The following is a 21,275-nucleotide window of genomic DNA, read 5'->3' as shown; positions in this document are numbered from 1 at the left end:
ATAGCTGAAGGTTGGGACTGATAACATCGGTCGTGAAGGTGGCGTAACATCGGCGTTTTTTTGCCGATGTTACGCCACGGACGGTCCGGGACACTTGCGCTTTTGGCAAGGGTTCCGGGCGAGGGCCAAGACGTGCTTGGCTTGGACCGGTCCCACGACCGCATGTTATCAGTCCCAACCGGAAGTAACAATCTTTAACGATTTAGTAATATTCTGCTAAAAAAGCGTTTTAAACTCAGAAAATCACATTTTACGGGTACAATAGGTCCAACCAGTCAACAGGGGGACATCATATGTATGAATTCATTGTCAAACTTTATCATCTCGCACTTTCCAGTCAGCTCGTCAGTGCACTATTGGAACCAGTTCACATTCTGATTCTCGCGTTACCTTTAGTCACTTTCTTCATTGCCTTGATTGTGTTAGCGGGACAATTGCAAGCAAAAAAATCACTGACCGAACGTAATATTATCGGCACTTACTCGTTTATTTGGTATCTTGCGGCGGCGTATTTGCTTGTCATCTTGCCTCTGCCGACGCGAAGTAGCGTCGCCACCCTGACCACTGCCGAATATAATTTGCGGCCATTTTACTTTTTGAGTGAATTAAAACTTCTAACGCCCTTTCAGCTACATGATCCAAGCACTTGGCTCGCGGCCATCAAGTCTTCAACGTTCTTCCAACCATTTTTCAATCTCTTATTCTTTATGCCGATTGGCGCCTATTTGAAGTGGCGACATCATTGGCCACTTTGGCTGATTACCCTGACCAGTTTCACACTATCCCTATTCTTTGAAACGACTCAGCTAACCGGCTTATACGGCTATTATTCAAGAGCTTATCGCATGTTTGACGTTGATGATCTGATGATGAATACCTTAGGCGGCGTGGTTGGCGCACTAATTTTGGCGGTTATTCCTCGAAAATGGCGCGACCGTGATCACTCCACTGAACTCACCCAAGCCTCACATCCGATCAATTGGCGACGACTTTTCGGCTTACTCATTGATTGGGGACTCATTGCTGGCTTTGATCTCATTTATTTTGTGCTCGTCCAACACTTTGATTGGCCGTTAACTCGTGATCCACGCTGGCTATACTTGGCAAACATTTTCCTCTTTTTCTGGTTACCAGCACGGTTGAACCACGGCAAGACGCTTGGCGGGTGGCTGACAAATAGTCGCGTTATCGGCACAGACGGCAATTCAGCCAACGGTTGGCAATTACTGATCCATTATGGCGGTCTCTATTTAATCGGCCTGCCACTGCTGTTTTTAGACTTGTGGCTGTTCAATCAATTGGGCGATATGCCCAGTGCTTCTCTCAATCGGCTGGACGTTTATCTCGTTCTGGTTTCCCTAATTTTGCTCATTATTAGTTATGACGTGATCCTGACATTTTTCAGTCGGCGTCACCAACTTTGGTGTGAACGTTTAAGTCGAACCACAGTGGCGTAAAACTCGCTTTGCGTTAGGCCTTAAATCATGTTAAATTGAAAGTAAATCAAAATTCTGGAAGTTATAAAAATGATAAAAGTACAAGCATTGAGCGACGACTTTCGTTGGGTCGCCGTGAACAACTATACTGACAATGATTACAGCCAGCTGGTTAATGAAGAAGGCGTCACCGATGAAATGCTCGGTTACGCAACCGACCAACACGAACGCGGTCGTCTAGAGTATGATGCAAAAAGTGCGATTACGACCATTATCTTCGATGTCGTCACCCACGATGCTGGTGAAGGTACTTACACCGCCCAAGTGAGTTTTATGCTCGTTGACCGCACGCTGTTAACCTTTACAACCGACCAAACGGACTACGTAGAAGATTTGCTCGCGGACGTCATTGATGCGGACTGGGAAAAAGTCCAACATCCGTTCGACTACATTTTTGATGTGCTCTATAAATTATCACGCCAATATTTTCAAGCCATTAACAAGATCAACAAAGAACGGCAAGATATCCAGTTGAAGATGCGCAAGCAAATTCAACGTTCCGTCATTTTACAACTCATGGAATTGGAAACTACCCTGGTTTATTTTTTGACGTCACTTAAAACGAACAACGATTTGTTGCAGCAATTAAAACGGTTCGGTCCTATCAAATTTTCTGCCCGCCAAAAAGAACGCCTTGACGATATTATCGTCGAAGCGCAACAAGGGTTGGAAATGGCCAACATTGCTTCTGACATTATCGGTCGGGTTTCCAATGCTTATTCCAATATTTTGGATAATTCCTTGAACAATACGATGTGGCTGTTGACGATCTTCTCAATTGTCTTAACGATGCCAAATATCGTCTTCGGTTTCTTCGGGCAAAACGTTGAGTTACCGTTCATGAAAAATCCATTTGGCTGGGAAATTACTGTCATTATCGCCATTGGCTTTTGTGCCCTCACAGTTTGGCTCTTACGGCGAAACTCGTTTCGAAAATGACCCACTAAAAAACGTTTCAGAAATTGTTATGATTTCTGAAACGTTTTTTATATCGTCACCAATTTTTTTAATAACTTACGCCCCGATAATCCGGTCACTATCTGGCGTCGTCCGAATTCCCATCGTGATTAACTCCACCACCGTAAAGACCATCGACAGCGGCGGCCAAACAAACAGGATCAGTCCTGCTACAACCAAGGTTGCGACCCAAAATAGCGGCCGAGCATTCATCCGATACGGCAACATCGCTTTAATCTTAGCCGCGATTTCTGGATGATCAGTGGCATTTGCTTGGACAAGCGCATGCGATAGTAACGCATAGGCCAACTCCCATAACAAGAAAACGATAAAATAAAACAATTCTGGCTGGGGTTTAGCCATAAATTTACCAGCCCACGCCGTTGAAACGGGTAACAACGACATGGTCAAAATCCAAAAATTATTTAGCCAATACACTCGTTTCGTCACATGCTTCGTTAACGTCAGCATATAATGGTGGTTATACCAAGCAACGCCAATAAATAGAAAACTAATTAGATAGGCCACTAAATAACTCATATTCGCTGCCAACGCTTTAAACGTTGGTTCATCTGGTACTTTAAATTCCAACAACATGATCGTCATGACGATTGCAACGACGGCATCGGTAAATGCTTCAACCCGCGCTTTATTCATCCCACACGCCCCTCTTCTGTTGTCAATTGTGACTGATTGGTCACTGCTGCGCAAACAAAAAAGTCGTGACGGCCAAGCCACTTGGACTTCACCATCACGACCCTTTGATAACCGTGCGAAACACGACTTTGTCACGCACCGTTTAACGCTTTTAAAGATGTAATAACCCTAATTTGTCCAAATGTTCTGCAATCTGAACTGAATTCCAGGCAGCACCCTTTAACATGTTATCCGAAACATCCCACATCTGGAAGGCTTGCGGCGTTTCTTGGTCTGGACGAATCCGACCAACAAAGGTATCGCGTGACCCTTCGGCATTGTGTGCTTGTGGATAAATTTGATTGTCTGGATCGTCTTGTAAGACAATTCCAGGTGCAACTGCCAAAGCATCTTGAATGCCCTTGACCGTTGCTTTAGGATCTTCAACTTCGAAGTAAACTGACTCGGAGTGACTCACTGGCACGGGAATCCGCACACAGGTCGCCGTGACTTTGATTGCGTCACTATCCATGTCGCCGCCACACATGATCTTCTTAGTTTCATGGATCATTTTCCATTCTTCATGGGTGTAGCCGTCTTCTTCAAAGACATCAATTTGTGGTAAGGCGTTGAAAGCAATTGGATAATGTTTCTTATCGCCAGAAACTGGTAAGATATGGGCTTCCATCTCTTTACCGTCCAAGTACGCTTGCGTTTCATCACGTAATTCCTTCAAGGCGCGATTTCCGGCACCACTAACGGCTTGATACGTCGAAACGATCACCCGCTTTAAGCCAAAGGCCTTGCGGATTGGTTCCAAAGCAACAACCATTTGAATCGTTGAACAGTTTGGATTTGCAATGATCCCATGATGTTGATAAAGAGCCTTCTCGTTAACTTCTGGGACGACCAATGGGACATCGGGATCCATCCGAAACGCACTCGTGTTATCCACGACAACCGCACCACGTTTAACGGCTTCAGGGGCGAATTTCTTTGAAACGGAACCACCAGCTGAGAACAGCGCTAAATCAATACCTTCAAATGATTCTGGTACGGTTTCTTCAACAGTCAAATCTTTACCGTTGAATTTAAGCTGCTTCCCTGCTGAACGACTTGATGCTAAAAGCTTTACCGAGTTAACTGGCAAACTAGTTTGTTCCACCATTTTGATCATCCGAGCACCAACTGCACCAGTAGCACCGACAATCGCGACGTTATATCCACTCACAATGAAGACCTCGCTTTGATAGTTATTGAAACATTATTATAGCACAATTTTAATAATTAAAAAATAATGAGACCGCCGAGACTGGATTTTTTTAACCCAGCGCTTTCGAGTCATCATCTGCTTCACAGTTATGTGGGCCTAAGAAGACTTTCAACTTGAGTACTAGTTTAATTTTATAATGAAATTGATTGAAGCTTAAAGGCGCTATCCTGTCAGCAACAGATAGTTTCAACCTAAACTCGTGGTGGGCACAACGTTTCTGTCTGACGCCATTGAACCTAATTTGCTGCAGGTTGGGACTGATCACATCGGTCGTGATGGTGGCGTTACATCGGCTGTTTTTTGCCGACGTTACACCACGGACGGACCGGGACACTTGCGATTCTTGCAAGGGTTCCGGGCGAGGTCCAAGACGCTTCTGGCTTGGACCGGTCCCACGACCGCATGTGATCAGTTCCAACCGGAAGTGACGGCCGTTTTCAAATTTTTAGAATTCTAAACACTAGTCCACTGATGTGTAGTGACACCGCTTATAGCGCGGTAAAGTGTATACTAGACTTAATTAATCAATGAAAGGAACCTGACCATGTGCACTAGCCTGACGTATACAAATACGGCCGAACAGCATTTCTTCGCCCGCACCATGGATTTTCCGACCACCACACCGTGGCGGCCAATCTTCTTGCCACGCCAACATCATTGGCTGACCGGGCTGAATACCGAGCATCTCACCCAGCAAGCCATTCTTGGTGGTGGCCGCCTTCCCAGCGGTATTGATCAAATATTAATGGCTGACGGCGTAAATGAAAGCGGTATCTCTTGTGCCGAATTATATTTACCCCATGCCGTCCACTATGCGCCAGTCACCCAGCCAGACAAAATCAATCTGACACCTCAAGACTTCATCAACTGGGTGCTAGGTGAACATGCGAGTTTGGCCGAAGTTGTCGCTGACTTACCAAAAGTTTGCCTCGTCAATCAAACTTGGCACGGCGAACCGTACGTCTATCCATTTCACTGGTTTCTGAGCGATACAACCGGCCAAAGTTTGGTCATTGAACCCACTGGTGGCCCGTTGATTGCACAATCGAATCCCAGTGGCGTCCTAACCAATACGCCGGTTTTAGCACAGCATATTAAAAATTTAAATCAGACATTGGGGCTCAACGACACCACTGTCACTGCCGCAACGATTGCCGCTGCTCAAACTTGGTTACAAACCAATCAGCCCTTGCCAACTGGCAGTATTCCGACAAACCGGTTTAATCACATGGCAATTCGTCGGTTAGGAACGCCACAGCTTACTGCCACTAATGCACAGTCGACACTGTTTAATTGGCTTGATGAAGTTCGGCTGCCCTACGATCCAGCCAAGCGGCATCAATTGAGCCACAATTACACGCATTATCGGGCCGTCATCAGCCTCGATCAACGGCGTTATGCCTTTCGACCACGTACCACCGAGCGCTTACAGTCACTACAGCTGACGCATGAGATGGCGATAAATTGGAAAAGTCCGATGATTTTTTCCGCAAATTAAAACATCAGATTACATGTTACGATCGTTTTAGCGCCAGATATTGGAACTACAAATATTTATAGTCAAAACGTGCAAAAAAAGGCTGCGACCTCCGCTTAGCTACGGAAACCGAACGATTGAAAGCCCCAATCATCCGATTTCCTATGCTATGCTCGGTAGCAACCCGCCTTTTGTTTCACTCTTCAATGGCGCTGTTTCAAAAAATGGTCAAACCGTTCATTAATTACTTGTTTAAGCTTAGGATTTTGTAAATCTCCGGGCTGGTCACTGCCACTCACATCACTCACGACTTGCAAGTAACCGAATAGCACTTGGCTCGGATCTAAGTGATACTGCCCGGCCAATTGTACTGCGAAATCATACCGGTCTGGTCCTAATAATGTTGAATAATCTGTCATGCTGAAGCTCCTTTTGACTGTTCAAGTTGTTGACTCATCCGTAAGTAGGCAAAGAAATGAAAAATAATCCCCATGGCCAATAATAAGGCGCCGAACCAAACTGACCAAAATGTCACGACGATGGCTAGCCCGTAGATTGTCACACTCCGTACCGGATCAAACTTAATCGCGGCATAAAAATCAGTTGAAACCGCCGCATTTTTCAATTCCGGATGGTGATGCAAGTACGCATACATCAGATAGAATGTCGCTGAAATAAATAGCGCGACTAAATCATAAACAATAAAAGCCGTTTGCATATCTGCACGATTCCCACTCGTCAAGGCATCCGCCACTAACGACATGGGATAGTCCAATAAGGTAATACTGAAAAGCATCAGTAAGTTTAGCATATTAACGTTGCAATCAATGCGTTTCAACATGCTGAAATAGTCATGGTGAAACAGCCACAAAGTCCCCACGTAAAAATACGAAAACGCATACGACAAAAATAACGGCCACTGTGCCAATAACGCTTGCAACAACTGACCCGCGTGATAGTTTGGAATATGAAACTCCAAGACTAAAATCGTAATTAAAATGGCAAAAATGCCGTCACTGAATGCTTGAAAGCGATCTGTTTTCATCCCATTTGCCCCCTACAATCACATTACAATAGCATAATTCACCGCAAAATGCTGTAATTTAAGTCCAAGCGTCCCAAGCAATTACCATTCTTCAAAGATGAAGTAGCAGTTACAACCTTTTGTGCCAGACTTCGACTATAACTGTTCATAAATATTAACGCGACCATGAGATTAACAGATTACCCACTAAAAAAATAACGACCACGAATCCTCAATGATAAGCTATCATCAACTGATTCATGGTCGTCATTTCCATTTTTCCAGATGTCTGCCTTAAACTCATTATTTTGCAACTGTTGTTCAAGAACAATGCAATCAAGCAAATGACTGCTTGCATTAACTCAAGCCTCATTCACTATTAAAGTCTCAACATTACGTCGAATTTGATCCCGGACTTCTCTGAACACTGCTAGTTGTTCATCCTCACTGCCAGTCGCTTGAGCTGGATCTGGCAGTGGCCAATGTAATTTTTTTACCGATGGTGGCGTTACTGGGCACTTATCTCTGGCATCTCCACACAACGTCACAACTACATCACACTGATTTAAATATTCCGTGTCAATTAATTTTGAATACTGTGCCGAAATATCAATTCCCACCTCTGCCATAACAGCGACCGCATTAGCATTTAATCCATGCATTTCAACACCGGCACTGGCAACCTCCCAGCTTGGTGCTAACAATTCTCGGGCAAATCCTTCCGCCATTTGGCTACGACATGAATTTCCTGTACATAAAAAATAGATTTTCTTCATTGCCGGCTCCTCATCTTACTTCTCATTTTTGGTCAAAGTCATTCCTGTGTATAATTCCATCTCTGCTGTTGTGGGATAAGCACCCACATTCATCACGCTATTTTCAACAATTGTAACCGGTAGACAGTCGATTCCTGCTACCTCCAGTAAATGTGAGATTTGATGATTACGGACAAACGCATTAGGATTTTCACCTAAATTCCGACGGACAACACGAACGTCCTTGCTTTGATTAACATCGTGTTGAATTGCCGTCATCCGTATTAAATTCTGATCGATAGCCGGACCACAAATTCCTGTCGGACAGCACATTGCGGGTTCAAATATCTCAATTTTTTTCATGAAACCATCTCCAATGATTTTTAGACGGTTAAATTCACTTGCTCAAAATTAACTTGCCATGGTTCCACCACATAATGGTCGTGTGAAACTTGTTTGACCTTTTCAATCCACTCAACTTCATTCTCAGCTCTTGCCTGTAAAAAGGGATTGAACGTTTCCATTGCCAACATACTCTGATTAACCACCCACCATTTATGTGGAATCTGAGCGCGATCAAGATCCACCTCTAATCGAAGTGATTCATAAATTGGAGTTGTTTCCGGCAGGGTCACTGTAATGATTTCTGTCTGCCGGACGTCTTGTAATCGTGGCAATAAGTCAATCACCGATTGTGGGACTTCTCCCGTCGTCCGTTTTACTTCTTGAGCATAGTTTTGAGTTGAATCTAATAATAACAGCGTATGTCCTGTTGGCGCGGTATCAATAACGACGATATCACTATCATCCTGCGCCACAATATCAGCAAAAGCTCTGAAAATGGCGATTTCTTGCGTACATGGTGATCTTAAATCTTCCGCAATATAAGCCACATTATCCCCAGTCATGGTCTCACGCGCTTTCGTCAAGACCTCTGCTTGATAATCCTTCAGAACTTGTTTCTCATCAATGTGACTGACCTTGATCTTAGCCGTAGTAATTTTAAATAGATTCAAATGATCAGCAGGATCCGTTGTGGTTAATCGAACTGTCTTCCCTCGTGCCGCCAGTTTTTCAGCAAGTTTAACGGCAATCGTTGTTTTACCAACACCACCTTTGCCCATTGTAAAAACAATTTTTTTATCCTGTTGAATTAAATCTGTCACAATATCATCTAACACCGGGAATTTTATCTTCTCAAGCTCGACCGGCGCTATTTTGGGTTGAACACCTTGTAGTAACAATCGAATATGATCTAATCCGGTGACGTTATAAGCGCGTAAAGGAATCATGGTTTGCGGCAGTTGCTTTAGCTGCTCACTCATTTGAGACAAATCATCTTTTTGCTGACTCAAAATTGTGTTTGAAGGTGCATCATTAGCACTTGTCATAATCCCATTGATAATTAATTGCTGATTTTCCATGCCAATTTGAGCCAACTCACTAGAGGCACGCCTGGTCTCTATCAGTGAAGCCCGTTGTGGCCGAGTGACTAACATCAGGGTTGTTTGTGTTGGATCATTCAGTGTTTCGACCGCTTTTTCGTAAGTTGCTTTTTTGTCACCTAAACCAGCCAATTGGCCCAAACAAGAAGCCCCTTGCTGATTTTCATCAAGATAATTACGCCATGCCGATGGCAACTGAAGCATTCTTAAAGCATGCCCTGTCGGTGCAGTATCAAAAATAATAAAATCATATGTTTTTGAAATAGCCGAATCTGTTAAAAATTTAGAAAATTCATTGAATGAAGCAATTTCAACGGTACAAGAACCGGATAATTGTTCTTCCATATTTTCAATTGCTGCAGATGGTAACACCTGTCGATACGGTCCAACCACACTTTCACGATACTCACTTGCCGCAACCACCGGATCAAAATTGGCGGCATCTAAACCTGGAACACCAGCAATTGGTGTTGGCTTATTCGTTAACTCCGTTTCAAAAACATCTTGTAGATTACTTGCTGGATCAGTCGAAACAATCATGACGCGCTGGCCTGCATCTGCTAATCGAACTGCAGTAGCGGTTGCGGTAGTCGTTTTACCAACGCCACCTTTCCCCGTAAAAAACAAATAATGTGTTAACGCGCTTGTTAACGGATCATACATTTCCATAATGATATTTCCTCCTAGCAGCAGTTCGAGTTGTCTCCACAGCAGCTATTGCTATTCTCGGGCATCACAAAAACCAATCCCGTATATTCCGTTATTTCATCAAGTGTTGGATAGCTTCCTTCTTTAACGATTTCTCCATCAACAACAGTGATTGGTAAGTTATCAATGCTTTTCTTAACCTCAGCGAGAATATCCGGTCTCGTCTCAAACTCTTGGGGATTTTGGCTCAAGTTATAACGCGCGCCGGCCACGCCTTCAACTTCGGACAAATTGTTAAAAACCGCTGTAATTTTGAGTAGATTTTGATCCACTGATGGCCCACACACACCAGTTGAGCAACACATTGCTGGTTCAAATAATTCAATTTTTTTCATAATCTCATCCTTCTTTGTTAGCGATTTGACAGGACTCTTGATGACAGATACAGGTCTCTTGACTAGCCAATAATTTATCCGTATCCGCTTTAAATTCGCGAATATAGTCAGGGCTCAGCGTATAGTAATGCCACTTTCCTTCTTTACGTGAGCTTACAACCCCAGCCGTTTGTAACACTTTCATATGGTGTGATAACGTTGGTTGTGTAAACTCAAAGTGCTTTAAAATGTCACATGCACACATGGTTCCACATGATAATAAGTCAATAATTTTTAACCGCTTCTCATCCGCCATCGCTTTTAACATGCCGACGTATTTTTCATAATCCAATTGTCATCGCATCCTTTCTGTATAGACGCTCATCTATGTATAAAGTATAGATTCTCATCTATATGTTTGTCAATGCTATTTTTTTCACGACACATCGTTGATTTTCAGACGTTGACAGTCTGAAATGTTGCGTGTAGGATTACATATAGATAGTTATCAATGTATTTATATTTGAAAGGAACGACTTTTTATGACTGTTTTCTTTGCAATTAGTATTTTTCTTTTAACGCTAGTATTTGTCATTTGGCAACCCCATGGCTTATCAATTGGCTGGTCAGCCATCTGTGGTGCTATTCTGGCCTTAATTTTTGGCGTTGTGACTTTCAAAGATGTTGGCACTGTGACTTCAATCGTTTGGAATGCCACACTATCTTTCGTTGCAATTATCATTATTTCTTTAATTCTAGATCAAATCGGCTTCTTTAAATGGGCTGCGCTACATATGGCCAGGATAGCTAATGGTAACGGCATCTTAATGTTTGTTCTCATTTCAGTTTTAGGTGCAATTGTTGCCGCCTTATTTGCGAATGACGGCGCCGCTTTAATTTTAACGCCAATAGTTTTAGCGATGGTTAGAGCGCTAAACTTCGATGAAAAAAAGATTTTTCCATTCATCATCGCAAGCGGTTTTATTGCAGATGCGACTTCCTTGCCACTTGTCGTTAGCAACTTAGTAAATATCGTTTCAGCCGATTTTTTTGGCTACTCATTCTCGCAATATGCCTTACGAATGTGGTTACCCGATATTTTTTCTTTAGTTGCTAGTGTAAGCATTTTATATTTTTATTTTAGAAAAGCTTTGCCACGTAAATACGACACCCAAAATCTGGCCGCCCCTAAGACAGCCATTAATGATCCTATCTTATTCAAAGTGTCATGGGGAGTGCTGGGATTATTACTAGTCGGATATTTCGGTAGTAGCTATTTAAAAATACCTGTTTCACTGATTGCATTAAGCATCGCTTTAGTATTTCTCCTGCTTGCTGCCAAGAGTAAAGCAGTCAACGCAAAACTGGTGTTAAAAGGTGCTCCTTGGAGCATTGTCTTCTTTTCTATTGGGATGTATGTTGTCGTTTATGGTTTGCAAAACGTTGGATTAACGGCTATTTTGACCAGTGGTATTCAGCAATTAACTCATTATGGCCGCCTGGCTACCACGCTTGGGATGGGCTACTTAGCAGCATTCTTATCCTCCGCAATGAATAATATGCCAACTGTGATGATCGATGCTTTAGCAATCAAGGGTGTTCAAACAAGTGATTTATTACACCAAACTTTGGTCTTCTCCAATGTGATTGGGTCAGACTTAGGTCCTAAAATAACGCCCATCGGTTCCTTAGCTACCCTCGTGTGGCTACATGTGTTAGCGCAAAAAGGCGTCAAAATAAAATGGAAAACTTACTTTCAAATTGGTATCACAATTACGATCCCTGTTTTATTTATAACCTTGTTAGGATTGTACCTTTCCCTAACCATTTTTCACTAAGTCCTGTCTAACTAACAATTATTGTTATATACAATCGATATTAAATTCGCCGCCAGTGTGACCATGCCAAACAACGAAAAATGGTATTATTTGGTCGTACTGGCAAGTTAGGTGAACTCGTTTTTCCTCAATCACGTGCTGTACCAATCAGAAAACGACCACTAATTCATTGATAATTTATCTCAATGAATTAGTGGTCGTTAGTTTTCATACTTCGAGATGTGTGACAACACATGTGTGTGCCATACTTTCTATTAAAATCACTTAGTAACGCTTTCTACGCCATTCCCAACTGCCAATTGCAAAAACAATCATCATAATTGAAACGCCGGCAACTGAGGCCATCGTTTCGTTATCTGATTTTTCATTGGTTTGTGGTAAACCAGACTTGCTAGGACGACCAATTGGGTTGCCATCAATCGTGCCGCTCGGCCGGCCAACCGTCGTTGGTGCGGTTGGGTTAGGTTGAGCAACAGAATTGCCACCGGTTTCCGGTGCCGTTGAATCAGGCGCTGGTTCCGGCAAAACTGGATTTGTCGGTTCCCCAGGTTCTGGCACGGTCGGCTCAATTGGCGGCTCTGGTGTCACTGGTGGTTCCGGAGTCGTTGGTTCTTCAGGTTCAACTGGTGGCTCTGGTTCAACTGGCGGTTCCGGTTCAAGCGGCGGCTCTGGTTCCGTCGGCTTTGTCGGCAATTTCGTATCCTTAGCCGCAACCGTTAATACAGTTGTCTGTCCAGGTTTAACCGTAAACACCAACGGAGTCGCATTCAGCTCATAGTCTGTCGGCGCTTTCATTTCTACAAAGCGATAATCACCGGCGGCTAAATCAGTTACGGTTAATTGACCCTCAGCGTTCGTGGTCAGCCCAGTTTTGATGACTTTACCTTGTGCATACTGCAAGTCATATTCTGCGCCTGCCAAGGCTGCGCCAGTCTGATCATCAGTTTTAGTTAACTGAACTTCTCCTTTAGTCACTACTGGTAACAATTCATCAGTAGCGGTGACCGTCAACGGCGTCGTTTGATCGGCGGTAATCGTGACCTTAATTGGGACAGCACTCACTTCATAACCACTCGGTGCTTGGGTTTCAATTAACTGATAATCACCAACTGGCAACTCGGTGACGGTTAATTCACCGTTTTTATCGGTTGTTAACCCGGATTTAACCACTTTACCAGTAGCATCTTGCAAGTCATAAACCGCGCCAGCAAGGCGTTCATCAGTACCAACAGCGGTCTTCACTAACGTCAACCCACCCGTTTTCGGTGGGACAACGACCGGCTCATCCGTTTGTGTCAGTTGTACCGGTGTCGTATCACCGGCAACAATTGTCAACGGAATGGGCTGTGGATTACGCTCATAACCGGTTGGCGCTTGCGTTTCAACGAGTGAATAATCGCCAGCAGCTAAATCGCTCACGAAGAGTTTACCGTTCTGGTCAGTCGTTAAACCTGACTGAATCGCTAAACCACTTTTATCTCGCAAATCATAAACGGCACCAGCTAAAGCCGAACCAGTTTTAGCATCCGATTTAACCAATGTAAAGGCACCTAAATCTTCCTCTGTCCCAGGACCAGGTTCACCAGGGCCGCCATTACCGGTCCCACTGCCGCCCCAGGTGACATGTCCACTGACGACGGTGCCGTCCATCGACGCGTCATTTTCCCAGGAGCCACCGTTAGCACTGACATTATTCAAACGAACATTGTAAGTCATGTTAACCGCAGTGGTCACATTTTCAAAAACAAAGGTCAATTGCTGACCATTGACCGTCACTTGTGGATGCAGTTCAACACCAGTAGAAACAAATTCGCCGGCATCATTATAAGAACCAGTATCGGCAGTTACCGTCCCGGGCATGTAGGTCTGGTTAGGACCAATCGTATCTTGAACGGTTACCGTGCCCAAGTCCTTACCACTTGGATTAAAGGCAACATTCCACGTTAAACGGGTCGGTGTCCCTTGAGGGGTACTGCCGCTGACCCAACCAACCTTATTAAGCGCCCAATCTTGGTGATTCGTATCGCTGCTCGAAGTTCCTTTTGCATACAGTTGCAAGGTCCCATTCCGGTCTTTAGTCCCAATCAGTTGTTCAGTAAACGTGATGGTCCCAGTGCTTTCACCTGCCTTGATGGTAAAGGTCCCGATTACGGCACCCGTCTCATCTTTCAGATCAAAGCTTAAATCCGAGCTGGCGACGGTATTGCCAGGTAATGTGACTGGTGCCGTATCACCAGCTTGAATTTTTTGACCATTTGGAATGGTCCAATTGTAATTAATTTCGTAATTTTGCCATTTACTCAAATCACTTGGGTCCGTTATCACATTGCCATAACGGTCAGTGACCGTTGCATCGTTTCCAGTCAGTCCAGTCGTGCTGATTGTTGCCGCTTGGACTGCCCGACCAAGGGTAAAGATGGTCAGTAGTAACGTCAGCAATCCTAGACAGACTGAAATTAACCTTTTGCGCATATTTTTCTCCCCCATTCTCGCCATAATTGTCAGTCACTAAGTTTTAAACATCGTCTTCACTCCTCACTCAGAAGTTATATTTTAATTAGTGAGTCGCTAACCAAACGGCTAGTAAAACTCATTTGTACAATACTGCAATTGCTCAGCTTGGTCGCACTAGAAAGTTTTATTCGGTAACTTATCAAACTAAAAAACTCACCGACGATTTTGTCAGTGAGCTCAATAACTTTGCTTGTATTATTAACTGAAGGTTGAAAGGACAAAAGGGCTCGTAAACACTGTCATATAGGCAACAGACACTTCCAAATTAGTGGTGATCCCGCTCCGGCAGGCAGAATCGCTGTGCTATGGTGGGACTGTCCCAGCCACAGTGCGGTCTGGAACTTCGATTCAAAGCCGACAGCCCACGTCTTTGAATCACCCTGTAAAACTAGGCGGCAAAGAACGCCGGCCAATCTTACCGCCACAGCACAACGATTCTGCCTGCTTCCGCTAAACCTAGCCTAAGAACAGTTAAATTAGCTGGAAGTCGCCGCTGATGGCATCGGTCGTGATGGTGGCGTTGGGGCGGCATGTTTCTTGCCGGCGTTACACCACGGACGGTCCGGAACACTTGCGATTTATGCAAGGGTTCCGGGCGAGGGACAAGACGTTTCTCAGGCTTGATCCGGTCCCACGACCGCATGTTATCAGTAGCGACTGGAAGCGGCACTGTCAACTAATTTCCATGCCCTAATCATTGACATGGCAGTAGTTATTAGTAATTTTGGTCTTCCAACCTTTTTAGTTATTAACTAAACAGTCGGCGTCGATTGATAGCGTTCCGCCAAGAAAGTTGCCAACGGTAAATTGAACGACGCGCGTTGCTTCGCAAATAAGGTCGCAAATGGCGCGGTTAAAATTTCATCATCATGCCCAGTAACTAATTTAGTCGCCCAATCTGGATCAAACAATAATTGTTCACCAACTGCCACTAAGTCAGTTTGGCGCAACGTCTCCACAACATCTTGCCGATTACGAACTTGACCAACTCCAACCACAGGCAACCGACCCGCAACTTGTTCAGCGACATAAGCCAAGATTGATTTTTCCTGATAATTCTTAGTCCGCGCCACCTGATCGTAACGCTTTAAGGAAACATGCAAGTAGTCCAAATCAGACTCAGCTAGCTGATCAATCAGCTTCAAGGTTTCATCGAATCGAATCCCTGGCGTCTCAAATTCTTCTGGAGAAATCCGATAGCCGACTAGAAACGGACGCTTGGCATAAGTTTTAACGGTCCCAAAGACCGTCGCCAACAAGGCTTGGCTAAAATGCATCCGCTGCTGAACATCGCCACCCCATTGATCCGTTCGCCGATTGGAGTGTGGTGAGAAAAACTGTTGAATCAAATACGTATTGGCGCCATGGAGTTCAATCCCATCAAAACCAGCTTGAATGGCCCGACGAGTGGCGTCACCAAACGCCTGAATCGTAGCTTGCACTTCGGTATCGGTCATCGCCCGTGGCGTTTCCGCTTGTGGCCGGGCAGCCGGAATCGCGCTAGCGGATACCGGTTGTTGCCCCGCCAAGGTGGCCCGCTCGGTCATTCGCCCGGCATGTACAATTTGTAAAATTGCTTTGGCGCCAGCGGCTTGAATGCCACTCGCCAAGGCTTGTAAGCGCGGAATCATCGCATCATCCGCGACACTTAATTCTCCAGGCCAGCCTTTACCACCGGCTTGGACATTCGCCGCACCCGTGATAATTGCGCCAACGCCATGTGCCCGGCGCTTGTAGTATGCAATCTCATCCTCAGTCACTTCGCCGTCAAAAAAGCTTTGACGCGTCGTCATTGGCGACATCATCAGCCGATTCTTAACGGTTACCCCCGATTTAAATGTCAATGGTTCTGTAAATTCTGTCATCAGTCAGTCATCCTTTCGACAATTAGTTATTGGTATGGGGCAAACATAGCACCTAAACCCGGGTCGAGGTCAATTAATCCGCTTCACCAACCAAGACACGTGCCAAATCAACCGCACATAAGCCCGCCGGATATTTGGCAATCAATTGCTTGAACGTCGCCAAGGTCGTCTGTTGCTGACCATCGGCCAAATAGGCGGCAAACTGATCTCCCAACTCACATTGCGTCGCCGTTAAGTTCGCCAGTCCGCCGACTGCTTGTGCCTGGTCGTAATACCATTGCTTATATTGGACGTACACCTTAGTCGCCTGTAACTTTGCCAACTGACTATCGACCTTGTTAGTTTGTTGTGCAAAAAATTCTGCCCGAGCGTTTAACGTCGTGTCGCCAGTTCGATACAATTGCAAAAATCGGGCAATTTCGTCTAATGAGACATCTGCCCGTTTCAAATTCACAATTTGTTGGACTAAGGCTAAATCACAATCTTGATACTGACGTCGACCAGCCGTATCGCGCGCAATTGGCGGCAATAACCCTTCCTTTTCATAGAACCGGAGTTTGGAAATTGTTACCCCGCTTTTGGCCGCAGCCTCGCTAATCGAATAAGCCATCTGTCGACTTCCTCTCAGAAATAAATTAATACCTTTACTTTACCGTATTTATGACTGATTAGGGGAAATCGGGTTCAGCAAAAAAAGCCTGAACAGCTGTCCAGACTTTTGACGACCACTTTAAACCATTCTTTTAGGGCCAATTGTTTGATAAAATTCTTCGTATTTCGTGTCTTTCGCCCAGCGACCAAACTGTTTCTCGGTAATCTTTGACCAGTCAAAGTCTGCCGTCTCAGCGGCTAAGTTCAATGGATCCGTAAAGGTTAACTTTTGTGCGTGCAACCAAGCGATAATGGCTGGCATTGCGCGTGTGTCGTAAACTAACAGGCGATAAGTCGCTGCAGCCGTTGTCAACGTCAACGCACCGGTATACTGAGCTTTAAGTGGGATGACCGGCCCATAGGTTTGTACCATTGAATGATACATGCCCAACTCAATCTGTGTTAGTTCAGCCGCGGTCAGCGTCTTAAACGCCCGACCGGTTTCATCACTAAACGTCAAATTAATGTCATCAATCTTCACTAAACCATGTTCAAAAGCCGTGTAATTAAAGACTTTTGCCAACAAACTGTTAGTCTTTTCAGGTTCAGGATACAATTGCCCATCGATTTCAAACGCCATCAAAGTTGGCTTGTCCGCGATGTTCCCCGCAATATCTGTCACAGTTACTGCCAATGGTAATGTCATTGTGAAAACCCCTTTTTCCCCGCTTTCTCTCTGGCTTTAGTATACGCCTCTTTACGCGCATAATCTGCCAAAGCTGTGACCGAATGTCCCCCTTTAAAATTCGCTGTAAATCAAACGTGTCAACGGCTCACCTTTTTCACAGCTTCAATCTTCAGCGGGCTGCAGCTTTAAACTCATTTCCTGATGTAACAGTCCAGCTTCCATGAACCGCGCACCTTCTGGTTGAAATCCTAATTGGGCATAAAAGCCCTGCGCCGTGACTTGGGCGCCCAAGACGGCCCGTTGAAACCCTTGTTGACGGCCATCCTGCAATTGCCGTTGAATAATTGCTTGGGCATAACCCTGTCCGCGGGCGGCCTTTAAGGTTGCCACCCGTTGAATATGTAAACTTTGTTGCGCTTCTGGTGTCATCCGTGCTGTTGCCACGGCTTGACCTTGATCCGTGTACAAGACGTAATGCCAAGTGGCATCCGTGACTGTATCTAATTCTAACGCCGGATCAATTTGCTGTTCCGCAATAAAGACGGCCCGGCGAATCATAATCGCATCCGCATAAACTTGCGACGTCTTTTGATTACTCGTTTTAATTTCCAATTTAAGCCACCACCTTAGTTGATAACTTTGAGAATACGCGTTCCAACAATCAACGTCAAACTATGGTGATTGGTTACAACTGTCAAATTTTTCTCAGTTTTCTCTAAATTCATTGTCGGGTGGATTGATTCCCGCCTACCAGGGGCCTCGTTTGGGGCTGGAACGCCATGAACCAGTTTTGAGCCAAAGAGCGGTCTCAAAAGCTAGTGTTTGACTAACCGCGGACAAACCACCGCACTAAGTCAAACACCACGGCTGAGCCCCAAACGAGGCCCCCTCACGGCTAGAAAAGTGGATTTTTTTGAATAGCAGCAGCTGGTAAAAAATTAACTTGATGCCAACCAAACTAATCAGCGTTTAAAAGTAATCATCCCCAATAGATCACTCAAGGTTCGACTACCTTCGTAACACTGGAACACCTATCAGTTATTGATACAACCGCATGTTATCAGTCCCAACCGGAAGTGAAAGCTATAATAAAGTTGTTTGTTCCTTTAGCTTTTCACACCATTTTATATGTGCTAACTCAATTAGCGATAACCGGATCTTCGATATTAACCAATCTTCCTACCAAGAAAAATTTTACGCTAACTAATTGGTTGCCGATCACCGAAACTAGCGGTGTCGCACTCACCAGTCAAATTAACGCATTCTTAAAAATGTTAACGAATCCCATTCTGTTGGTTATGTTAAAATGACATGATGACTGTTTTTCGAGTCATATCCAAATTTGTCACAAATGAGGTCTTATAAACATGCTTACCAAACTCCGCCAGCACCTCAACACGCGGATTGGGTTCTTTTGGCTTTTGATCTTTTTATTTTGGGCCAAAACCCTTTTTGCTTACTTTGCCGAATTCTCCCTGGGAGTTTCTGACATTCTCCAAGTGTTGTTGTTGCTTGTTAATCCTTTAGCAACTACGGTGTTTTTATTCAGTTTAGCCTTATATATTCGCAAAACCGGCTTTTATTACTATATTTTATTACTCATCGACGCACTCAATACCGTGTTGATGTACGCCAATGTCATTTATTACCGCGAATTTACCGATTTTATGACTGTCAGCACGATAACCGGGGTCTCAAAAGTTAATCAAGGGTTAACCGGCTCATCGTTTGCGCTCACCAATTGGTACGACTGGCTCTACTGGATTGACATCCTCGTGTTACTCGGATTATATGTCTTCCACGTCATTAAACATGATGACCGCCCCATTCGCAAACGGGTGGCTTTTGCTTACACCTCCGTTGCGATTGCTGGCTTTGGCTTAAATCTCTCGTTGGCTGAATCCAACCGGCCGCAATTATTGACACGGACTTTTGACCGTAACTATATCGTGAAATATCTGGGCTTGGATGCGTTCACCGTTTATGACGGCATTAAAGATGAACAGACGAACCATCAACGTGCCAGCGCCAAAAAGTCCGAATTAGATACGGTCGAAGACTTTACCAGCTCACATTACGCTGCCCCGAATGCTAGCATGTATGGTATTGCTAAGGGTAAGAACGTGATTGTGATTCACTTGGAAAGCTTCCAACAATTCTTGATTGATAAGAAAATCAATGGTCAAGAAGTCACGCCATTTTTGAATTCGCTCTATCATAGCAAGTCAACTTATGCGTTTAAGAACTTCTTCCACCAAGTCGGTCAAGGTAAAACCAGTGATGCTGAAAACATGTTGGAAACTAGCACATATGGGCTCTCAACTGGTTCCCTCTTCTCACAACTTGGTTCAGATAATACGTTCCAAGCGGCACCCGCCATTTTAAACCAGCGGGCTAAATATTCTTCGGCGGTCTTCCACGGTAATGTTGCCAGTTTCTGGAATCGGAATAACACCTACAAAAATATGGGGTATCAATATTTCTTTGATGCCAGTTACTTCGATACGACTGGTGACAAGTCAACCGGTTATGGCCTGAAAGATAAATTGTTGTTCAAGAATTCCGTCTCATACTTGGAACGCTTGCAACAACCGTTTTACGTGAAATACATCACGGTCACCAACCACTTCCCATTCTCAATGGATAAGGAAGATACCGACTTTAAGACTACCGATACAAGTGATAGCGCCATTAACGGGTATTTCCAAACCGCCCATTACTTGGATCAATCCATCCAAGAATTTTACAATTACTTGCAAAAAGCTGGCCTATTGAAGAATTCAATGATTGTCTTATATGGGGATCACTATGGCCTATCTAATAGTGAGAACACTACGTTGGCCCCAATTCTTGGCAAATCGGCGAAGGATTGGACCGCTTACGACAACGCCCAGTTGCAACGCGTCCCATTCATGATCAATATTCCAGGGTCAACGGGTGGCAAGATTGAATCCACATACGGTGGCGAAATTGACGTCTTGCCAACAATCTTGCATTTACTCGGGGTTTCTAGCAAACGTTATATCCAGTTTGGGACCGACTTGTTCTCTAAAGATCACGATCAAGTGGTGGCTTTCCGGAATCGTGACTTTGTCACACCGAAGTATACCGTCCTGAGTGGCAAGATTTATAGCAATGCCACCGGTGAAAAACTTGATCCAACGGCCGCCGTTCAAAAGGCTGTCGATGCCGATCAAAAGAAAGTTAGCCAAGAACTCAGTTTGTCAGATTCACTAAATTCGAAAAATCTATTGCGGTTCTACACGCCAAAAGATTTCAAGAAGGTCGATGCTTCCGATTATAACTACGCTAATGGGTTACAAAAGGAAATCAAGATTCAGAATGCCTTAAAACAGGCTTCCACGAGTCTCTACTCCAAGAATGGCGATAAAACTACGGCGGATCTTTATTCAACCGATGCGCCTGAAGATACCCATTCGAAGACCGATTCAACTCGAATCAAGATTACCAATCCAGATGATAGTGATAGTAATACAAGCACGACGACTCACAGTAGTAGTAGTTTCAGTTCGAAATAGCTTTAATCCAGTTATCACTCACACTAATCGTGGGTGATAACTTTTTTTATTCCATGGTAAAATAAAAGATACTTTAGGTGAAGTGAACCCTTAAAATTGGACAAATTGTTAAGCTGCTTTTTGAACGGCGAGTTCTCGGTATTTTACCGGGGGCT

Annotated in this window: 20 protein-coding genes; 6 read left to right on the top strand and 14 right to left on the bottom strand. The window is 44.4% G+C overall.

The genetic code is table 11. The features are described 5' to 3' along the window. The first annotated feature begins 293 nt into the window (after positions 1–293). Positions 294–1,457, top strand: a complete 1,164-nt coding sequence (locus FFM74_RS00095; protein ID WP_137624630.1) for a VanZ family protein — start codon at positions 294–296, stop codon at positions 1,455–1,457. A gap of 69 nt (positions 1,458–1,526) precedes the next feature. Continuing rightward, positions 1,527–2,435, top strand: a complete 909-nt coding sequence (locus FFM74_RS00090; RefSeq protein WP_137624629.1) for a magnesium transporter CorA family protein — start codon at positions 1,527–1,529, stop codon at positions 2,433–2,435. Positions 2,436–2,510: 75 nt separating this feature from the next. Here FFM74_RS00090 and FFM74_RS00085 read toward each other — a convergent pair whose 3' ends face one another. Both FFM74_RS00085 and FFM74_RS00080 read right to left on the bottom strand, forming a co-directional pair. Continuing rightward, a complete protein-coding gene (locus FFM74_RS00085) occupies positions 2,511–3,110 on the bottom strand; it encodes a TMEM175 family protein (protein WP_137624628.1) in 600 nt (199 codons plus the stop codon). 151 nt (positions 3,111–3,261) lie between these two features. Beyond that, positions 3,262–4,320: an aspartate-semialdehyde dehydrogenase gene (locus FFM74_RS00080; RefSeq protein ID WP_137624627.1), complete on the bottom strand. Its 1,059-nt coding sequence runs from the start codon at positions 4,318–4,320 to the stop codon at positions 3,262–3,264. A 241-nt stretch (positions 4,321–4,561) separates the two neighbouring features. Here FFM74_RS00080 and FFM74_RS13575 point away from each other — a divergent pair, with 241 nt between their 5' ends. Both FFM74_RS13575 and FFM74_RS00075 read left to right on the top strand, forming a co-directional pair. Continuing rightward, positions 4,562–4,819 carry a hypothetical protein gene (locus tag FFM74_RS13575; protein WP_171000605.1) on the top strand — a complete coding sequence of 86 codons (258 nt, stop codon included), beginning with the start codon at positions 4,562–4,564 and terminating at the stop codon, positions 4,817–4,819. Positions 4,820–4,906: 87 nt separating this feature from the next. Further along, entirely contained in the window at positions 4,907–5,860 is a 954-nt protein-coding gene (locus FFM74_RS00075; protein ID WP_137624626.1) for a linear amide C-N hydrolase, read from the top strand. 182 nt (positions 5,861–6,042) lie between these two features. Here the strand turns inward: FFM74_RS00075 and FFM74_RS00070 are convergent, their stop codons facing one another. From FFM74_RS00070 to FFM74_RS00040, 7 genes are all read right to left on the bottom strand, one after another. Beyond that, entirely contained in the window at positions 6,043–6,258 is a 216-nt protein-coding gene (locus tag FFM74_RS00070) for a hypothetical protein (protein WP_137624625.1), read from the bottom strand. Further along, on the bottom strand, positions 6,255–6,884 hold the full coding sequence (locus tag FFM74_RS00065) for a TMEM175 family protein (RefSeq protein ID WP_137624624.1): 630 nt from the start codon (positions 6,882–6,884) through the stop codon (positions 6,255–6,257). Before FFM74_RS00065 ends, FFM74_RS00070 begins: the two co-directional genes overlap by 4 nt. Positions 6,885–7,225: 341 nt before the next feature. Then, the gene (gene arsC / locus FFM74_RS00060) at positions 7,226–7,639 is read right to left on the bottom strand and encodes an arsenate reductase (thioredoxin) (RefSeq protein ID WP_137624623.1); all 414 of its coding nucleotides are present in this window, start codon (positions 7,637–7,639) and stop codon (positions 7,226–7,228) included. A gap of 15 nt (positions 7,640–7,654) precedes the next feature. After that, on the bottom strand, positions 7,655–7,981 hold the full coding sequence (gene arsD, locus FFM74_RS00055; RefSeq protein ID WP_137624622.1) for an arsenite efflux transporter metallochaperone ArsD: 327 nt from the start codon (positions 7,979–7,981) through the stop codon (positions 7,655–7,657). A gap of 20 nt (positions 7,982–8,001) precedes the next feature. After that, on the bottom strand, positions 8,002–9,732 hold the full coding sequence (arsA, locus tag FFM74_RS00050) for an arsenical pump-driving ATPase (RefSeq protein WP_137624621.1): 1,731 nt from the start codon (positions 9,730–9,732) through the stop codon (positions 8,002–8,004). A gap of 14 nt (positions 9,733–9,746) precedes the next feature. Further along, entirely contained in the window at positions 9,747–10,106 is a 360-nt protein-coding gene (gene arsD, locus FFM74_RS00045; protein ID WP_137624620.1) for an arsenite efflux transporter metallochaperone ArsD, read from the bottom strand. 4 nt (positions 10,107–10,110) lie between these two features. Then, positions 10,111–10,437, bottom strand: a complete 327-nt coding sequence (locus FFM74_RS00040) for an ArsR/SmtB family transcription factor (protein ID WP_137624619.1) — start codon at positions 10,435–10,437, stop codon at positions 10,111–10,113. Between the two features lie 190 nt (positions 10,438–10,627). On the opposite strand from FFM74_RS00040, the gene FFM74_RS00035 reads away from it, so the two are divergent. Continuing rightward, positions 10,628–11,923, top strand: a complete 1,296-nt coding sequence (locus FFM74_RS00035) for an arsenic transporter (RefSeq protein WP_137624618.1) — start codon at positions 10,628–10,630, stop codon at positions 11,921–11,923. Between the two features lie 264 nt (positions 11,924–12,187). On the opposite strand, the gene FFM74_RS00030 is transcribed toward FFM74_RS00035, so the two are convergent. The 5 genes from FFM74_RS00030 to FFM74_RS00010 form a co-directional block, all read right to left on the bottom strand. Next, the gene (locus FFM74_RS00030; RefSeq protein ID WP_171000604.1) at positions 12,188–14,395 is read right to left on the bottom strand and encodes a SpaA isopeptide-forming pilin-related protein; all 2,208 of its coding nucleotides are present in this window, start codon (positions 14,393–14,395) and stop codon (positions 12,188–12,190) included. A 794-nt stretch (positions 14,396–15,189) separates the two neighbouring features. Next, positions 15,190–16,302 (bottom strand): NADH-dependent flavin oxidoreductase, encoded by a 1,113-nt coding sequence (locus FFM74_RS00025; RefSeq protein ID WP_137624616.1) that lies wholly within the window; start codon positions 16,300–16,302, stop codon positions 15,190–15,192. Positions 16,303–16,375: 73 nt separating this feature from the next. After that, the gene (locus FFM74_RS00020) at positions 16,376–16,912 is read right to left on the bottom strand and encodes a MerR family transcriptional regulator (RefSeq protein ID WP_137624615.1); all 537 of its coding nucleotides are present in this window, start codon (positions 16,910–16,912) and stop codon (positions 16,376–16,378) included. A 120-nt stretch (positions 16,913–17,032) separates the two neighbouring features. Further along, positions 17,033–17,599, bottom strand: coding sequence for a hypothetical protein (locus tag FFM74_RS00015; protein WP_137624614.1), 567 nt, complete (start codon positions 17,597–17,599; stop codon positions 17,033–17,035). Positions 17,600–17,743: 144 nt separating this feature from the next. Continuing rightward, positions 17,744–18,193: a GNAT family N-acetyltransferase gene (locus tag FFM74_RS00010; RefSeq protein ID WP_137624613.1), complete on the bottom strand. Its 450-nt coding sequence runs from the start codon at positions 18,191–18,193 to the stop codon at positions 17,744–17,746. 755 nt (positions 18,194–18,948) lie between these two features. On the opposite strand from FFM74_RS00010, the gene FFM74_RS00005 reads away from it, so the two are divergent. Next, on the top strand, positions 18,949–21,120 hold the full coding sequence (locus FFM74_RS00005) for an LTA synthase family protein (RefSeq protein ID WP_137624612.1): 2,172 nt from the start codon (positions 18,949–18,951) through the stop codon (positions 21,118–21,120). The last annotated feature ends 155 nt before the right edge of the window (positions 21,121–21,275 follow it).

The organism is Lactiplantibacillus pingfangensis (assembly GCF_005404945.1).
GTDB lineage: Bacteria > Bacillota > Bacilli > Lactobacillales > Lactobacillaceae > Lactiplantibacillus > Lactiplantibacillus pingfangensis.
Note: the sequence above shows the minus strand (reverse complement) of the source record. Positions and strands in the feature narration are given on the sequence as shown.